The 16,803-nt window shown below is 72.5% G+C and carries 12 protein-coding genes; 4 read left to right on the top strand and 8 right to left on the bottom strand.

Going from position 1 to position 16,803, the window contains the following annotated elements:
• Window positions 1–11: 11 nt before the first annotated feature.
• The 6 genes from rpsF to B207_RS0111490 form a co-directional block, all read right to left on the bottom strand.
• Window positions 12–338, bottom strand: coding sequence for a 30S ribosomal protein S6 (gene rpsF, locus B207_RS0111515; protein WP_026310950.1), 327 nt, complete (start codon window positions 336–338; stop codon window positions 12–14).
• A gap of 199 nt (window positions 339–537) precedes the next feature.
• On the bottom strand, window positions 538–855 hold the full coding sequence (locus B207_RS0111510) for a hypothetical protein (protein WP_018636685.1): 318 nt from the start codon (window positions 853–855) through the stop codon (window positions 538–540).
• Window positions 856–943: 88 nt separating this feature from the next.
• Entirely contained in the window at window positions 944–2,194 is a 1,251-nt protein-coding gene (locus tag B207_RS0111505; protein ID WP_407671408.1) for a hypothetical protein, read from the bottom strand.
• The gene (locus B207_RS33550) at window positions 2,191–4,011 is read right to left on the bottom strand and encodes a glycosyltransferase family 87 protein (protein WP_084692104.1); all 1,821 of its coding nucleotides are present in this window, start codon (window positions 4,009–4,011) and stop codon (window positions 2,191–2,193) included. The genes B207_RS0111505 and B207_RS33550 overlap by 4 nt, the downstream gene beginning before the upstream one ends.
• Window positions 4,012–4,120: 109 nt before the next feature.
• A complete protein-coding gene (locus B207_RS0111495) occupies window positions 4,121–7,579 on the bottom strand; it encodes a transglycosylase domain-containing protein (RefSeq protein WP_018636682.1) in 3,459 nt (1,152 codons plus the stop codon).
• A gap of 314 nt (window positions 7,580–7,893) precedes the next feature.
• Window positions 7,894–8,301 (bottom strand): DUF5318 family protein, encoded by a 408-nt coding sequence (locus tag B207_RS0111490; RefSeq protein WP_018636681.1) that lies wholly within the window; start codon window positions 8,299–8,301, stop codon window positions 7,894–7,896.
• 338 nt (window positions 8,302–8,639) lie between these two features.
• Between B207_RS0111490 and B207_RS0111485 the strand changes: the two genes are divergently transcribed.
• Both B207_RS0111485 and B207_RS0111480 read left to right on the top strand, forming a co-directional pair.
• Complete coding sequence (locus tag B207_RS0111485) at window positions 8,640–9,344, top strand: PadR family transcriptional regulator (protein WP_018636680.1); 705 nt, start codon at window positions 8,640–8,642, stop codon at window positions 9,342–9,344.
• Between the two features lie 272 nt (window positions 9,345–9,616).
• On the top strand, window positions 9,617–10,690 hold the full coding sequence (locus tag B207_RS0111480; RefSeq protein WP_018636679.1) for an inositol-3-phosphate synthase: 1,074 nt from the start codon (window positions 9,617–9,619) through the stop codon (window positions 10,688–10,690).
• Between the two features lie 138 nt (window positions 10,691–10,828).
• On the opposite strand, the gene B207_RS0111475 is transcribed toward B207_RS0111480, so the two are convergent.
• Window positions 10,829–12,694, bottom strand: a complete 1,866-nt coding sequence (locus B207_RS0111475; protein WP_018636678.1) for a substrate-binding domain-containing protein — start codon at window positions 12,692–12,694, stop codon at window positions 10,829–10,831.
• 296 nt (window positions 12,695–12,990) lie between these two features.
• Here B207_RS0111475 and B207_RS0111470 point away from each other — a divergent pair, with 296 nt between their 5' ends.
• Window positions 12,991–14,481: an MFS transporter gene (locus B207_RS0111470; protein WP_018636677.1), complete on the top strand. Its 1,491-nt coding sequence runs from the start codon at window positions 12,991–12,993 to the stop codon at window positions 14,479–14,481.
• Here the strand turns inward: B207_RS0111470 and B207_RS33545 are convergent.
• Window positions 14,471–16,021: a CCA tRNA nucleotidyltransferase gene (locus tag B207_RS33545; RefSeq protein ID WP_018636676.1), complete on the bottom strand. Its 1,551-nt coding sequence runs from the start codon at window positions 16,019–16,021 to the stop codon at window positions 14,471–14,473. The two genes, B207_RS0111470 and B207_RS33545, sit on opposite strands and share 11 nt — an antisense overlap.
• 185 nt (window positions 16,022–16,206) lie before the next feature.
• On the opposite strand from B207_RS33545, the gene B207_RS0111460 reads away from it, so the two are divergent.
• Window positions 16,207–16,677 carry an NUDIX hydrolase gene (locus B207_RS0111460; protein WP_035740497.1) on the top strand — a complete coding sequence of 157 codons (471 nt, stop codon included), beginning with the start codon at window positions 16,207–16,209 and terminating at the stop codon, window positions 16,675–16,677.
• Window positions 16,678–16,803: the final 126 nt, after the last annotated feature.

Below are 16,803 nucleotides of genomic sequence, written 5' to 3'. Positions count from 1 at the left end.
GGCGGGGTACGTCACGCCGCCGCCCGGCGGACGGGCTTCGGCGCCTTCGGCTCGGGCAGGCGGATCACCTTGGTACGGATCACCGACTCGTTCAGCACGAGCTGACGGTCCAGCTCGGCGACGACGGCCGGCTCCGTGTGCAGGTCGATGACCGCGTAGATGCCCTCGTGGCTCTTCGCGATCTCGTAGGAGAGCCGGCGGCGACCCCAGACCTCGACCTTCTCCACCACGCCGCCGCCCTGGCGGACGACGTTGAGGTACTGGTCGAGTGACGGTGCGACCGTGCGCTCCTCGAGCTCGGAATCGAGGATCACCATCAGTTCATAGTGACGTGACAAGGCTGAACCCACCTCCTGTGGACTCTAGCGGCCACGGATGACCCGTGGCAGGAGGGACCGCATGCCGGGGCGGCTGAGCCGGGTGGCCAGCAGAGCTGTTTGACCAGCAGAGCTGTACTGCCAGCAGAGCTGTACTGCCAGGAAAGCTGTACCACCAGGAGAGCGCCGCACCGTCGGCACACGGCATGTCTGGACGAGATTACTCGACGCGCCCGCGGACGGACGGGAGGCTCAGCAGCCGGATCACCCGGAGCCACACCACGGCGACGCCGATGACGCCGGCCAGGTCGACGACGACCAGGAGCCCGTGGGCATGCCGGCCGGGCTCGGGCACCACGACGGCGAGGATCAGGAAGAGCAGCGCCAGCAGGCCGGCAGCGGCGGCCGGCACCAGCAGTGACAGCGGCAGCGGCCCGCCGGCGAGGCGCGCCGGGGAGGCACCGCCCTCCTCCTGGCCCGCCGAGGTCGCGGAGGTCGCCGCCGGGCTCGCGGGGTCGTCCCGTCCATGGTCAGCCACGCACCCATCCTGGACCATGGCCGGCCGCGAGGGCGCGCATCCGATCACGGTGGCCGTGTCGCTCCGTCCTCGCGGGCGGGTGACGGCCTCAGTCGACCCAGTTCCCCTGTGTGAAGGCAACGACGAAGACCACCATGAGCGGCGCGCAGCACCACACGTACACACCGCGCACCCAGGGCCTCCGTGCGCCCGCCCTGGCCAGCAGCAGGTAGAGGGGGAAGGCGACGAGAATGCCGCGGATTCCCGACGCGTAGTAGTTCGAGAAGCTCATCAGGATCGTCATGAGCCCGACGAACGTCGCCTCACCCCAGCGCCGCGACCACAACAGGACACCGGTGAGCAGCACTCCGATGACGACGGCGAGCAGCTCACCCCGCCAGAACCAGACGAACGTCGCCGCGCCGTTCCCGTCGAAGGCCGAGTCCCAGGTCTTCGACCAGCCGTGCCACGGCCAGTCGACGGCCCGGTTCCAGCCGGCGCGCATCGCGTCGGTGTAGGAGTCCCAGCGCCCGCTCCGGACCCGCAGGTAGAGGATGAACCCGATGATCGGCAGTGGGGGCAGTGCCAGGGCCAGCGCGGGCCGGGCGACCAGCGGCCGCCCGGCCGCCCGCCGCACGACCACGTACTGCACGACCAGCGCGGCGCAGAACGGCAGGCCGGTCACCCGCGCCGAGGCCGCCGCCGCGCCCAGCAGGCCGGCGAGCAGCCAGCGGTCGCGCCGCGCCGCCAGCCAGGCCGCCGTGGCGAAGCCGAGGAACACGCCTTCGGAGTAGGCCGCGAACAGGAAGACGGCGTAGGGGAAGCAGACCAGCGCCAGAACCGCGAACCGCGCGTCCGCCTCGCCCACCTCGTCGGCCGCCAGCCGCCACAGCGCGGCCACCCCGAGAATGCCGACCAGGAACGAGACGACGAGGCCGGCGGCGATCCAGTCCGGGACGACGACGTGCACGGCGCGAATCGCCAGCGGCAGCCCCGGGAAGTCGACCTCGGTGCGGTCCGAGTAGGCGTCGGAGAGATAGCCGTACCGGGCCACCTTCGTGAACAGGCCGACGTCCCAGCGGTCCCACAGCGTGGTCAGGCCGGGGACGTCCCGGACCGGCCCGTTCGACAGGGCCCGGGCGCCGGCGAGCGACGCGATGACCACCGCCACCCGGCTCGCCACCCAGAGCGGCAGCGTCGCCTGCACGGCCCCGGGGAGCCGCGCCCAGCCGTTCCGGAGCCACGTGCTCGCAGGCCCGAACCCAGGCCGAGCCCCGGACCCACTCCCGCTCCCACTCCCGGCGGCAGTAGCGGGACCGCCCTCCCCGGGGGGACTGGGCGGCGAGGGTTCCGTGATCATTCGACCGACGCGGGGACGCCCGTCGGCACGGCCTCCCGCGAGCGGCGCGGCCGGCGCGGCAGCAGCGAGCGCGCGCCGAACTGCCCGCCCCGGACGTCCGGCGCGCCGTCGAGCACCCCGCCGGCGGGGTCGTCCAGGCCGTCGGCGCGGACGACATCCCGAACGGGGCGCAGGATCTCCCGCACCACGAACGCGGCGAGGACGCACAGAACCAGATCGCGCAGGACCACGGCGCCGACGAACCAGCCGCGGTCGATGCCGTCAGCGCCCGAGGTGTCGTTGAAGATGAAGTGCATGAAGCGGGTGAACAGCACCCATGCTTCACACGCCTGCCAGACCAGGAACAGCCGCCAGCGGGGCCTGGCCAGCGCGACCAGCGGCAGCAGCCAGATCGTGTACTGCGGCGAGAAGACCTTGTTGGTCAGCAGGAAGGCGAGGACGAGCAGCAGGACCACCTGCGGGACGCGCGGTCGCCGTGGTGCGAGCAGGGCGAGCGCGAGGATCCCGGCGACGGCCGCCACGAGTGCCACGGCTGTGATGATGTTCAGCGTCCCCACCGGGATGCCGTGCTCGTGCACCGCGCCCAGCACCAGCGGCGTGGCGATCGTCGGGACCAGCCAGCACACGACGGCCGCCGCGACGATCGGCCGGGTCAGCCAGGGCCGTCTGCGGATCGCCAGCCAGGCGGCGAGCCCCGCCAGCAGCAGCGTGACGGCCAGGACGAGCAGATGCGCGGGAGCGAACCAGCCGGTGTCGTACTTGCCCGCGGCCCAGGTGAGCCCGAAGGCGAGCGAGTCCCAGTCGGCACCGCGCTCCGAGTTGAGCTCGAAGAAACGCTGCAGGCCGTTGTGGGCGCCGGCGCTCTCGCCGTCCAGCAGGGCGACCCAGTCGCCGCCGCCCCAGAACGTCGACCAGATGCCGTCGCTGACCTTGGTCGTTCCGTCGAAGTAGCCGGCGGTCAGCCACACCGGCAGCATCACCAGCACCGCCGTGCCGGCCGCGAAGACCGCGGTGCGGGCCAGCTCCCGCATCCGCCCGGTCCGCAGGCACAGCGCGGCCAGCCCGACGAGGAAGAAGACCGGGTAGAGCTTGGTGACGATGCCCAGCCCGAACAGGATGCCGGCGAGCCGCGGAGCGCGCCGCGACCAGGCCAGCAGGCCCCCGGCGGCGAACGCGACGGCGAGGATGTCCCAGTTGGTCAGCAGGTGCAGGACGAGCGTCGGGGCCAGCGCGAGGAGCGCCGCGTCCCAGACGCGGGTGCGCCCGGCGGTCAGCGCGGTACAGGCGACCGCGACGCAGGCGGCGAGGACGAACAGCAGCGCGGTGAAGTCGTAGAACAGGGCCGACCGGGAGTCCATCGAGTAGTGGTCGAAGACCTGGGCGCCGGCCTCGTCGGTACGGAAGACCGCCTCCGGCGCCGAACCGAGGCCGGCGAACAGGGAGGTGAACTGCATCGCCGCGCCGATGACCGGCGGGTACTCGGTGGGGTAGTCCAGGTAGGGGATCTTGCCATCGATCAGGCCCTCCTGGCTGTAGAGGGCGACCACGTCCGAGTAGCACATCCGGGTGTACTGGTACTCCTCGGACCAGTTCCGGGTGTCGCGGCAGCCCGCCTTCTGGACGTAGCCGAGCACGCAGCTGACGACGACCAGCAGCATCAGCAGGCGCAGCGGCGTCCACCAGGTGCGGTTCGCGCCGATGACGGCATGCCGCCCGGGCGGACCGCCGACGATCTCACTCGCGCCCGCGACCACCGGGTCGTGACGCGCCGGGCTGGACCGGGTGGGCGACGCCGGTGTCGTGGCCATGCGGGCCATTCTGGTACACGGCGTCCGCGCCCCGTCCGACGACACTTGCGGCGCGGGGAACGGGGAACGGGGCGGCCGTGACGGCGCTGGTGAAGGAGCGGCGCCGTCACGGCCTCACTCAGTTGTTGAACGGGTCCACCACGATCCCGCCGGGTGGTCGTGACGGTCGAGGTCGGGTGGGTTGCTGACCGGTCTGGCCGCCCTGTTGACCAGTCTGGCCGCCCTGTTGACCGGTCTGGCCACTCTGCCCACCACGGTCATCGTCATCGTCCCCGAAGAGGTCCCAGTCGCCGATCCCGCCGCTGCTGCTGCTGGCCGGCTGGGTCGGCAGCTCGGACGGCGTCGTCGGGGCCGGCGCCGGGCTGCGCAGCGTGATCGCACCACCGTAGGCGGGCGGGTCGAACCCGGTCACCGGCACGTCCTTCAGCGCGGCATCCATGAAGTCCTTCCAGATCCGCGCCGGGTAGGCCCCTCCGTAAACCCCGTTCTCGGCCCCTGGGATGCCCTTGAGGAGGTCCGTATTCTCCCCCTTGCCGCGGAACATGTTCACGCAGGAGGCGATCTCCCTCGTGTACCCGCAGAACCAGGCGGAGCGGAAGTCGTCCGTGGTGCCCGTCTTCCCCGCCGCCGGCCGGTTGTTCGCGAGCCTCGCGTTCTTACCGGTGCCGTGGTCAAGCACAGCCTGCAACGCGAACGTCGCGTCCCGCGCGACGGTCGGCGGGATCACCGGCTCGCCGGTGGTCTCGCCGTCCCGCGGCGGCAGGATGTCATCGCCTGAACTGTCCTCCACCCGGGCGACGATGTGCGGGGTGGACCGGTAACCGCCGCTGGCCAGAGTGCTGTAGACCTGCGTCATGTCCAGGGCGGAGACGCCGTCCTGGCCCAGGGTGACACCGGCGACATCATCGAGGCGAGTGTCCTCGTCGACGCCCATGTCGCGGGCGGTCTGGATGATGTCGTTGACCCCGACATCGACACCCAGCGGCACGTACACCGTGTTGATCGACTCCGCGGTGGCCTCGACCAGATCCGGCCAGCCCAGATGGCCGGGCTCGCTCTCGTCGTTGCCGAACTGGTAGTCACCGATGGTCATCTCGGCCGGAGCCTCGTAGGTCGACCTCAGGCTGATGCCCTCCTTCAGCGCGGTCACCAGGGTGACGGTCTTGAACGTCGATCCGGGTGGAACCTCCGCCTGGGACACGTTGTCCTCGAACTGTTCCTGACCGTTGTCGCCCTTGCCGTACAGGGAGCCGCCGTACCAGGCCAGTACCTCGCCGGTGCCCGGTTTCAGCGCGACCAGTCCGGTACGCAGATCGGGCACGGCCGCGTAGGCCTCCGCGATCTGGCCGTTGACAGCCTGGAAGGCCGCGGTCTGCCGGCCCTCGTCGAGGGTGGTGGTGATGCGCAGCCCGCCGCGGTTGATCTGGTCCTCGGTGATCCCGGCGGCGTCCAGTTCCTCCTTCACCTGGTCACGGATGTAGCCGACCTGATCGGAGGAGTTGTAGCCACCGCTTTCGTCCTTGTCCAGGACGGGCGGCGGCTTCTCGTTCGCCAGCGATGCCGGGGCCCAGCCCTGGGCGACCATCGTGGCGACGACGTCCTTCCACCGCGACTCCGCGGGCCCCGGGTTCTCCTTGGGGTCCAGGTAGTTCGGCGACCGGATGAGGCCGGCGATCACCGCGCCCTCACCGGCGGTGAGCTGGGCGGCGGGCTTGTCGAAGTAGCTCTTCGCCGCGGCCTCGATGCCGTACGAGTTGCGCCCGAAGTAGATCGTGTTCAGGTAGTACTCCAGGATCTGGTCCTTGGAGTACTTCCGGTCCAGCTTGATCGCGAGCACGATCTCCCGCATCTTCCGGGTGAACGTGCGGTCCTGCGTCAGGTAGGCGTTCTTCGCGTACTGCTGGGTGATCGTCGAGCCACCCTGGGAGATCTCACCGCCGGTGACGTTCACCCACATGGCGCGGGCGATGCCCTTCGGCGAGATACCGGGCTCGTTGTAGAAGTTGTAGTTCTCCGCGGCCAGCACCGCGTGCTGGACGTCCTTCGACACCTGCGAGAGCGGGACGTCGGTGCGGTTCACCGTGCCGATCCGGGTGATCTCACCGCCGCCCGCCCAGGCGATGATCGACGTCTGGTCGGTCTTGACCTCCTCGGGCAGCGGCACCCGGGTGGCCGCGTAGATCACCGCGATGCCGGCGACGAACAGCAGCGACCCCGATGTCAGGCCGATGAGCACCAGGCGGCGGAACCACCGCGGCCGGTTGCGCCACCACTTCGGGCCGCGCCGGCCCTGGGTGCGGCGCGCGGCACCGCGCCCGCCGGCCGCGACCCGCCCGCCGGCCGCGTGCGCGGAGGTGGACCGGGGCCCCGTGCGCCCGCCCGGGTCACGCTCACCGGGGCGCGGCGGACCGCCCGGCCGCCGGCCCGGCGCCGCACGGCGCGGGCCGGACGCCCGGTCCACGCCGTTCATCCGCGCCGTGGCGGAGGACCCGGAGCCCGCGTCACGGCCCATGTCGTCCAGCTCGTCGAGGCCACCTGGGCCACCCCGGCCGCCGGAGCGCCCGGTGGCGCCGCCGGGAGCGACCTTGCGGTACACGGTGGCGTCCGCGGTGCGCTCGGCGACGTCGACCCGGCTCAGCGCGGCCTGGTCGACGGTGTCGTAGATGGCGTTGGGGCGGGCGGGCGGCTGCTCGGGTGCCGACGGACGGCCGCCCCCCGGGCGGACGGCCCGCAGCCGGGTGGTGGCGGCTGACAGCCGCTCGGTGCGGTCCCTCCGTTCGGGCTCGCCCCGCGTGCCGCGCTCGCCCCGGCCGCCGCCGCTGTCGTCGACGGTCGCCGGCCGGCCGGCGGCGCGCTCGGCGGCGGCCCGGCCGGCGACGGAACGCGGCGCGCGGCCGGGTGCGGGTGGTTCCCCGCGACCGGAGGTGGCTGCGCGCGTCAGGTCACCCCGGTCGGGGTCCTCGCGCCCGAACTGCCCGCGAGGATCGGAGACACGGCCCGAGCCGGTCCGCCCGGCCCCGGTCTGGCGGGATCCACCGCGATCGGAGTACCCGCGGCCACCTGCCGTGCCTGCATCGATCCCGCTGCCGGTCCCAGCTCCCACGGCAGCGGCGCGGCCCGGCGCCGGCCTGCCGGCCGGACCGGAGCCGGGCCTCGCGGGGGCGCCCGCGCGATCATCGACACGGCTGTCGACACGGCTGTCGACACGGTTGTCGGCGCGACCGGCAGGGCCGCCGGTGCGACTGGTGGAATCAGCTCGTTCAGGGGTCGCCGGGCGGCCACCGGGCCGGCCGGGCGCCTGGCCACCGGTGGGCCCGGCCGGCGGGCCGGCGGGGGGGCGCTGCGCGGAGCGTGCGTCCGGGCCGGAGCCGGAGCGGGAGCGAGTGGCGGCCTCGGTCTCCCGGCGGCGGGCGGCGGCGCCCCGGTCGGGCGTCCAGCCACCGGCCTCGGCTTCGTCTGCGCCGGGCCCGCCGCGGCCAGCCGCGGGGGGCCCGCCGGCGCTGGCGGCTCCCGGGCTTCGCCGGGCACCCGGTCCGCCGGGAACCGGCCCACCGGGCGGCGGCGGCCCGCCGGCCACCGGGGCGCCGGGACGTGGCCGCTCGGCGCCCGAGCCCGGCGCGGCCCCACGCGGGTCCTCACCGTTGCCGGCACGAGGCCCGATCGCCCTTGTGCCCTGGCTGTAGGGAGTGCTCACCAGCTACCCCATCCGTCGCCGTGAATCCCCCCGGTCACCGTGCTCATGCCATGGTCCGGCCGGTGCCGCATCCGGCGCGGCACGCCGAAGGCGGCCGCGCCCACGTGGAAACCCACATGGCAGACCAGAATCTCACGCCAGATCGGGACACCCGCGAGAGGGCACCTAAGTGCGGGTGGCGCCGGAGCGCGTGGGTGTCAGGTGTCGGCGGCCCGGCGGCCGGAGTGCTTCCTCGCCGGCGGCTCGCCCGTGCCGATCACATATGAGGTGATCAGGTGGTTCCAGCCACAGGGCTGGCACACCTCCACGACGTAGACGTGCAGCTCGCTGTACCGGGCGGCGAGGCCGGGGAGCTCCCTGGTCGCCCGCACCCGGCCGGAGCTCGGACCCAGCTCGTCGCCATAGGTGTAGGTGACGTTGACGAGCGGGTCGCCGCCCCGGCAGACCGGGCACCGCTTCCTGGTGGGCTCGCCGTGGTACCTCGCGGCCCGGACCAGATACGGATGCGCGTCGCAGACGTCGCCGGAGGCGACTCTTCCTGCGAAAAGGTCGCCCAGCGTCGCCCTGCGGGCGAGCGCGTAGTCGACGACCGACCGTGGACGCATGGCTGCCACGGTACGCCGACGCCGGACGCCGGGCAGACGGAAACGACAGAACTCGACGAGCCGGCCAGGCCCTCCCCCGCGGCGTCACACCGGTCTCCTCCCGCCCCGAATCGCCGGCACATCAGGGTGCACGGGTTGGCTTGTCGACGTCGATCCGTCATCGCCCGGTCGCCGATCCGCCATCCACTGTTGCCGTGGTCGTACCGGAAGGGCTATCCTCGATGTATCGCATCGATATGTCGGTGCGACAGGACAGCTCGATGTAGTTTCTCGATGCAGTACCTCGACGCAGCTGTCCTCGGGGCGACCTGACCACCATGACCGGGAGGAGAGCGCGCATGTTGGAGCTGGCGGTGCTCGCGCTCCTGTCGGAAAGCCCCATGCACGGCTACGAACTGCGCAAGCGGCTTGCCGCCGTGCTCGGTTCCTTTCACCGCTTCAGCTACGGGTCGCTCTACCCGTGCCTGCGCCGGATGCAGGCCTCCGGGTACGTGACCGCGGACGACGCCGGCGCCGCCGCCCGCATCGGGGGGCGCAGCCGGGTCGTCTACACCCTCACTGGCGAGGGCAAGGAGAAACTCGCCGAGCTGCTCGGCGAAGGCGGGCCGTCCTCCTGGGAGGACGAGATGTTCGGCGTCCGCTTCGCCTTCTTCTCCAAGACCGACGCGGCGGTGCGGCTGCGGATCCTCGAGGGGCGGCGCGGCCGGCTCGAGGAGCGTGGAGAGAAGGTGCGTTCGGCGCTGTCCCGCACCCAGAAGCGGCTCGACTCCTACACCCTCGAGCTGCAGCGCCACGGGCTCGAATCGGTGGAGCGCGAGGTCAGATGGCTCAGCGAGCTGATCGAGACGGAACGGGCCCAGAAGCCCGCATCCCCTCCCGGGGCGCAGCTGTTGTCCACATCATCCACAGAGTTGTCCACAGGTTCGTCCACAGCTGAGGCAGCCTCGGCAGCGGACGGATCGGCGGGCGGCCCCCCGGGCGACCCGACGATCCGCGCCGACAGCCCCGACGGCGCGGGCACCTCCCCGGGTCCCGAGAGCTAGCAGCGGGCCTGGTCCCACGGCCCCGGGAGCAGCCGTCCGTACACACGGGCCGGTTCCCGGAGGCCTGCCGGGCCGGGGCTGTACCGAGCCGGGCACCGACAGCCGGTCGGCGGGCCAGGCCACCGACGCGGGCTCGCCCTGGCCGGCCCTGTGGTGCCCGCGGCCGGCAGAGCACCGCCAGTCAGCACCCGCACACCTGCACCTGCACCTGCACCTGCCAGTCAGTCAGTGAACGCCAGCATCCCAGCCACCAGCCAAGGAGCGCATCCGTCATGGGTTCGGTACGTGTCGCCATCGTCGGTGTGGGCAACTGCGCCGCCTCCCTCGTCCAAGGGGTCGAGTACTACCGCGACGCCGACCCGTCCGCCCAGGTCCCTGGCCTGATGCATGTGACGCTCGGCGACTACCACGTCTCCGACCTGACCTTCGTCGCCGCGTTCGACGTGGACGCGAAGAAGGTCGGCCGGGATCTCTCGGAGGCCATCGTGGCCAGCGAGAACAACACCATCAAGATCGCGGACGTGCCCCCGCTCGGGCTGACCGTCGCCCGCGGGCACACCTTCGACGGTCTCGGCCGCTACTACCGCGAGACCATCGAGGAGTCCGACGAGGAGCCGGTGGACGTCGTCGCGGCGCTGCGCGAGGCCCGGGCCGACGTCCTGGTCTGCTACCTGCCGGTCGGGTCCGAGGACGCGGCGAAGTTCTACGCCCAGTGCGCCATCGACGCCGGGGTGGCCTTCATCAACTGCCTCCCGGTGTTCATCGCCGGTGTCCCCGAGTGGGCCGAGAAGTTCCGCGCGGCGGGCGTGCCGATCGTCGGCGACGACATCAAGTCGCAGGTCGGCGCGACCATCACCCACCGCGTGCTGGCGAAGCTGTTCGAGGACCGCGGCGTCATCCTCGACCGCACGATGCAGCTCAACGTCGGCGGCAACATGGACTTCAAGAACATGCTCGAGCGGGAGCGGCTGGAGTCCAAGAAGATCTCCAAGACGCAGGCCGTGACCTCCCAGGTGTCTCATGACCTGGGCAAGGACAACGTGCACATCGGCCCGTCCGACTACGTGGCCTGGCTCGACGACCGCAAGTGGGCGTACGTCCGCCTCGAGGGCCGCGCGTTCGGTGACGTCCCGCTGAACCTGGAGTACAAGCTCGAGGTCTGGGACTCCCCCAACAGCGCCGGTGTCGTCATCGACGCCGTCCGCTGCGCGAAGATCGCCCTCGACCGCGGCGTCGGTGGCCCGATCCTCTCCGCCTCGTCGTACTTCATGAAGTCGCCGCCGGAGCAGTACCGCGACAGCGACGCCCGCGACAAGGTCGCTGCCTTCATCCGCGGCGAGGGCTGAGCCCCGGCCGGGCCGAGCCCGGCGCAGTGCGGTGCGAGAGCCGCCGAGAGTGCCCGAGACGGCACTCTCGGCGGCTCTCGCCGTTTCGCTCGCCAGGAGGGGACAGCCCTGCGGCACGGTCGGTGGGGGATCTCGGTGTCAGTGGGGGATCTCGGTGAGTGCGCCGACCAGGACCCCGAAGATGTTGTTCGGGTCCAGCGCGGGATAGGTCTCGGCGCCGGTGGCCTCCGAGATCCGGGCGAGCGCGCCCAGATCGGCCTCCGTCCCGTAGCCGATCGTGACGATCTCGACCGGGCGCTGCGGTGAGTACTCCGCCCGCAGGGTCCGCACCAGCTCGTCGAGGGACAGGCTGCCCGGATCGGAGTTCTTCCCGTCGGTGACCAGCACCACCTGGTTGGGCCGGCCCTCCAGGTAGTGCCCGGTCATGTACCGGAAGGCCGCGAGCGCGGTGTCGTAGAGCCCGGTGTCACCGCGCGCCTCGATAGTGTTCATCGCGTCCACCAGGACCTGCGCCCGCGTGGACGGGCCGAGCTGCTCGTTGATCGGGCCGAGCGGGACGAGCTCCGCCCAGTCCTGCTCCCCGCGCAGCCGCACGGAGAAGCGCCACAGGCCGAGCCGGCTGTCGTCGGCGAACAGCGGGAGCGCGGCCTTCGCCGCGTCGATGGCCACCGTCAGGCGGCTGCGCCCCGGACCCCCGGGGACCGGTTCGTTCATCGAGCCCGAGGTGTCCAGGACGGCGAGGACGTTCGCGCGCTGGTGCACGCTGATGAAGGTCGCCTGCAGCGCGGCCAGCACCGACGCGGTCAGCGGGTGCTTCTGCTCCAGGTGCGGCCGCGCGAGCAGGCCGATCTCCGGCCCGAAGGAGTCGGCGATGCCGTCCGGCGGTCGGAAACCGCTGTGGACCAGCGCTGATCTGCCCCGCGGTGACTGCAGCACCGCCAGCAGATCCCGCGCCATGCGTGCCTTCACCGGGTCCGCCGAGGTACGGCTCAGCTCGATGTAGCGGATCTCGTCCAACGTCTGGCCGTCGTCCGGGTAGGACGCGACGAGTTGTTCCCCGCCCGGCGTCCCGCCGCCCCCACCGTTCCCGCCGCCCCCGGCTGCGGTCGCGCCGCCGGCTCCCAGACCACGGTTGTGCTGGTAGACCACGCTCTCCGAGAGCGGGGCGACCGACATCCGCAGGCCGTCGGGGCCGCCGACGTCGGCGGCGCGCAACGCGGTGAGCAGGCCGGTGTCCGAGTCGGGCACCAGGCCCGCCCGGCGTTCCAGCTCGAGCACGGCCCGCCTGGCCGTCATGTCGCTGGTGACGGCACGTTCCGTGAGCTGCTCGGGCGGGACGTCCAGCGCGAGCGAGACCACGTTGGTCAGCGCGGTCAGCCCGGCCGTGGACGTCCGCGGGTCGGGCAGGCCGACGGAGAGGTCTCCCCAGGCCTCCTGGCCGCGGGCGCCCCAGAAGTCCTCGTCCTCGGCGCCGAGGAACTCCTGCAGCTCGGCCCAGGAGACCTGGTGCCGTGGCCAGCCGAGCGCCTCCGCCATCGGCCGGGGCATCGCAAGGACCACCGGCGAGGTTGCGATCACCGTCCCGGAGTCGATCAGCAGCCGGTTGGCCGGTTCCGTGGTTCGGGCGAGAGCCAGCCAGTCCGCGGAGTCGGGCACCCACACATCCGGGATCTCGCCGGCACCCGGCTCGTTCCAGCCCCCGCGCAGGTAGGAGGCGGCCTTGCCGCCGTCGACGGTGTTCACCTCAAGGGAGGCGCAGTAGCCGAAGACCGCCGGGTGCTCGCTGCGGTAGGCCGCCGCGGCCGCCTGCAGCGGTTCGGCCAGCGCCGGTGCGACGCTGACGGTCAGCGCCACGGAGCCGGAGCATCCCGCCGTCCCGGCTGTCGCGCGCAGGAACAACCAGCCGCAGGTGAGGGCGCCGGCAGCGAGCGGAACGGCAGCCAGGGTGGCGACCCCCCGTAACGACGTTCCTGAGCGGCGGTACCGGTGCCGGGCACCAGACATCAGACCGGAACACCTCCGAAACGGGTGGGCTACGCGAAGCGACCGTAGTCGACTCTTCGGACAGCATCCGGGCGTCGGAGAACCGCAGTGTCTACATTGAGGCGCCATTGCCGGTCGGCGATATCCAGGGCCCTTGTCGGTGGGCGGCCCGGCGAAACCCTTGCTGGTCCGGCGCCGGTATGCCTGTCGGCGGGCGCCGGTATGCCTGTCGGCGGGCGCCGGTGCGCCTGTCGGCTGCGGCAACCATGCCGCCACCCGCTCCCACGGCCGGGCCGCCTTCTTCGTAGGCTGCGGACGTGTCCTGGACCAGCAAGCACTGGACCGGCAGCCTGCGTGCCCTGCTCGACGGCCGCGGATTCCGGCAGCTCTTCGCCTGCCGGTTGTCGTCACAGGCCGCGGACGGTGTCTTCCAGGCGAGCCTGGTCAGCTACGTCATCTTCTCGCCGGAACGTGCGACGACCGCGGGCGCGCTGGCGACGTCCCTCGCCATTGTGGTGCTGCCGTTCAGCGTGATCGGCCCGTTCGCCGGCATCGTGCTGGACCGGGTTTCCCGGCAACGCGTTCTCGTCGTCTCCTCGGTGGTCCGCACTGTGCTGATGGTGGTGCTGGTCGGGCTGATCCTCGGCGGGCGGACCGGTGCCGACTTCTACGCGACCGCCCTCGCCTCCGTCAGCGTGAACCGGTTCGTGCTGGCCGCGCTGTCCGCCGGTCTGCCGATGGTCGTCGACGTGGGCCGGCTCGTCACCGCCAACGCGCTGTCCGTCACCTCCGGCACCGTCGCCACCCTGATCGGGGCCGGCGTCGGCAGCGGCCTGCGCGGCATCACCGGCGGCGGCGACAACGCCGTCGCCCTGGTCGCCGCGCTGGCGGCGCTCGCCTACGCCACCGCCGCGCTGATCGCCGCCCGACCCGGCCGCTTCGCCTTCGGCCCGGTCGAGACGGTGCCCTGGCAGGGCGCCTGGTCACAGACCCGCAGCGTCGCCGTCGACATGGCGGACGGGGTGCGCTACCTGTGGCACCACGGCCCCGCCCGGCGCGCCCTGGCGGCACTGACGACGTCCCGGGCGGCCTACGGCCTGGTGCTGGTCATGACGGTGCTGCTCTACCGCAACCACTTCACCGGCACCGGCGGCGGGCTCGCCGGCCTCGCGGCGGTGGTCGCCGCCAGCGGCGCGGGGACGGTCCTGGCCGCCGTCGTCACCCCCCGGGTGACCAGGCGCCTCCCGAAGGCGACCTGGATCGCGCTGGTCCTCGTGGCGGGCGGTGTGGTCGAGATCGCGCTCGGGCTGCCGTTCAGCTCCCCGCTGTACGTCGTCGCCGGCCTGCTGCTCGGCTTCTCCGCCCAGGCCAGCAAGATCTGCGTCGACACGATCGTGCAGGAGCAGACCGAGGATGCCTACCGCGGCCGGGCCTTCTCCCTCTACGACCTGCTGTTCAATCTCGCCTTCGTGGCCGCGGCCGCGATCGCGGCGCTGATCCTGCCCGAGGACGGCCGGTCGGCACCGGTCGTCGTCGTCGCGGGTGTCGGCTACTGCCTCGCCGGCGCGATCTACTTCCGGGCCGCGATGCGCCACCCGGAGGACCGGGTGATCCGTGCGGTCGGCGCGGCCCACCCCACTGTCCCGGTGCCCGGAACATCAGCCGCGGACGGCGCTCCGTCCCCCGGCGGTTCGCCGTCCTCCGGCGGCGTTTCGTCTTCGGGCGGCGCGCTGGCCCCCGGCGGCACGCTGTCCGCGCCGCCGGGAACGAACGTGCCGCCCGCGACGAACCCGACGCTCACGACCTGACGGCCGGTCCCTCGGCTCCTCCGCCGTCGCCGGCTCCTCCGCCGTCGCCGACGCTGCCGCCGGCGCTGCCGCTGTCACGGTCACCGGCCGCGTCGCCCGGAAGCGGGACGCCGTTCTCGCGCGCCCAGCGGAACAGTTCCGCCTCGGCGCCCGCACGGCCGAGCAGCCCCCGCTCGAACCGGACGTCGAGCATGTACGCCCGGGCCTGCCCGACGAGCCGCGACGGGCGCAGCCCGAGCAACGACATGATGTCGTCGCCGGAGAGCTCCGGGCGGATGGAGGCGATCTCCTCGCTCGCGGCGAGGTCGGTGATCCGCTCCTCCAGGGAGTCGTAGACGCGGGCCAGGTTCTCGGCCTTGCGCCGGTTGCGGGTCGTGCAGTCCGAACGGACCAGCTTGTGCAGCCGGGACAGCTGCGGGCCCGCGTCGTGGACGTACCGGCGCACCGCGGCGTCCGTCCACTCGCCGGAGCCGTAACCGTGGAAACGCAGGTGCAGGTAGACGAGCGAGCAGATGGCGTCGACGACGTCCTTGGGGAAGCGCAGCGCGACGAGCCGGCGGCGCGTCATGTCCCGCCCGACGACCTCGTGGTGGTGGAAGGACACCCGGCCGCCGGGGACGTGCCGGCGGGTGCGCGGCTTGCCGATGTCGTGCAGCAGCGCCGCCCAGCGCAGGACCTCGTCGGGCCCGTCGTCCTCCAGCGCCATCGCCTGGCGCAGCACGGTCATCGTGTGCGCGTAGACGTCCTTGTGCTGGTGGTGCTCGTCGATCTCCATCCGCATCGCGCCGAGCTCGGGCAGCACCAGATCGGCGACGCCGACCTCGACGAGCCGCTCCAGCCCGGCGACCGGGTCCGGGCTGACGATCAGCTTGCGCAGCTCGTCGCGCACCCGCTCGGGCGAGACGATCGAGATGCGGTCCGCCCGCGAACGCATCGCGGCGACCAGCTCGGGCTCCGGGGTGAGGCCGAGGGCGGCCTCGAAGCGGGCCGCGCGCAGGATGCGCAGCGGGTCGTCGTCGAAGGACGCCTCCGGCGGGCCGGGGGTGCGCAGCACGCCGCGGGCGAGGTCGGCCATGCCACCGAACAGGTCGACGAAGTCGTGCCCGGGGACGGACACCGCCATCGCGTTCACCGTGAAGTCCCGCCGAACCAGGTCCTCACGCAGACCGTCACCATAGGTGACGGTGGGGTTGCGGGATGTCCGGTCGTAGGACTCGCTGCGGTACGTCGTGACCTCGAAGCGCACCCCGCGCCGGGCCAGACCGACCGTGCCGAAGGCGATGCCGGCCTCCCAGGTCGCCTCGGCCCAGCCACGGGTGATCTCCAGGACGCGCTCGGGCCGGGCGTCCGTGGTGAAGTCGAGGTCGGGGGCGTCGGCGGCGCGGCCCAGCAGCGAGTCGCGGACGGACCCGCCGACCAGGTACAGGGCATGCCCGTGGTCGGCGAAGATCCGGCCCAGCTCGTCAGCGGGCGCGGGAACCCGCAGCAGCTCGCTCACCACCTGCTCCGCCGAATCCCGGGGATTGTCAAGACTGATCACAGCCACCTGTTCAGATTACGGGCGAGCGGGCCCGGAGCGACGGCCGTACCCGCTCCGACGCGCGCGGACACCTCACGGGCCGCCGCCGGGATGCGGAACGCACCCAACCGCGCGCTGAGGTGATACTCCCGGATGAAGCGGACACACAACGGGGCCGATTCGGCCGCTGCTCGTACGATCAGTGCATGCCCTCCACGCGCAGGACGCCCGGCCGCAGGCCGCTGCGCAGGGTGGAGGAGACCTCCGCGGGTGGGCTCGTTCTCGATACGGTTTCCACCAGGGCCAACGCCGCCCTGATCGCCCGTAGGGATCGCCATGGCCATCTGTTGTGGTCCTTGCCGAAAGGGCATGTCGAGGCGGACGAGACCACGGAGGAGGCAGCCGTCCGGGAGGTCGCCGAGGAGACCGGGGTGACGGGAGCGGTGCTGGGCCCGCTGGGCACCATCGACTTCTGGTTCGTCACCGGGCAGGCCCGGGTGCACAAGACCGTGCACCACTTCCTCCTGCTGCGGATGTCCGGTGAGCTCTCCGACGACGACATCGAGGTGGCGGAGGTCGCGTGGGTGCCCCTGCCCGAGGCCGCCGCCCGCCTGGCCTACGCGGACGAGCGGCGCCTGCTGGACGGCGTCCCGACAATTCTCGCCGACGCCTCGTGAGCGGATTCCTCCCGGCCCGGCGGTGCCGGCGGCGGCCGGCGGCGCGCCTCGCCACGGTCGCGGCCGTGCTCGGTACCATGGCGATCACCGGGCCGGGCGTGGGAACAGGCGGCGCCGTGGGCACCG

The sequence above is a fragment of the Parafrankia elaeagni genome (genome assembly GCF_000374165.1).
GTDB classification, from domain to species: domain Bacteria; phylum Actinomycetota; class Actinomycetes; order Frankiales; family Frankiaceae; genus Parafrankia; species Parafrankia elaeagni.
The sequence above is the reverse complement of the archived record's forward strand: the minus strand, read 5'-3'. Positions and strand labels throughout refer to the sequence as shown.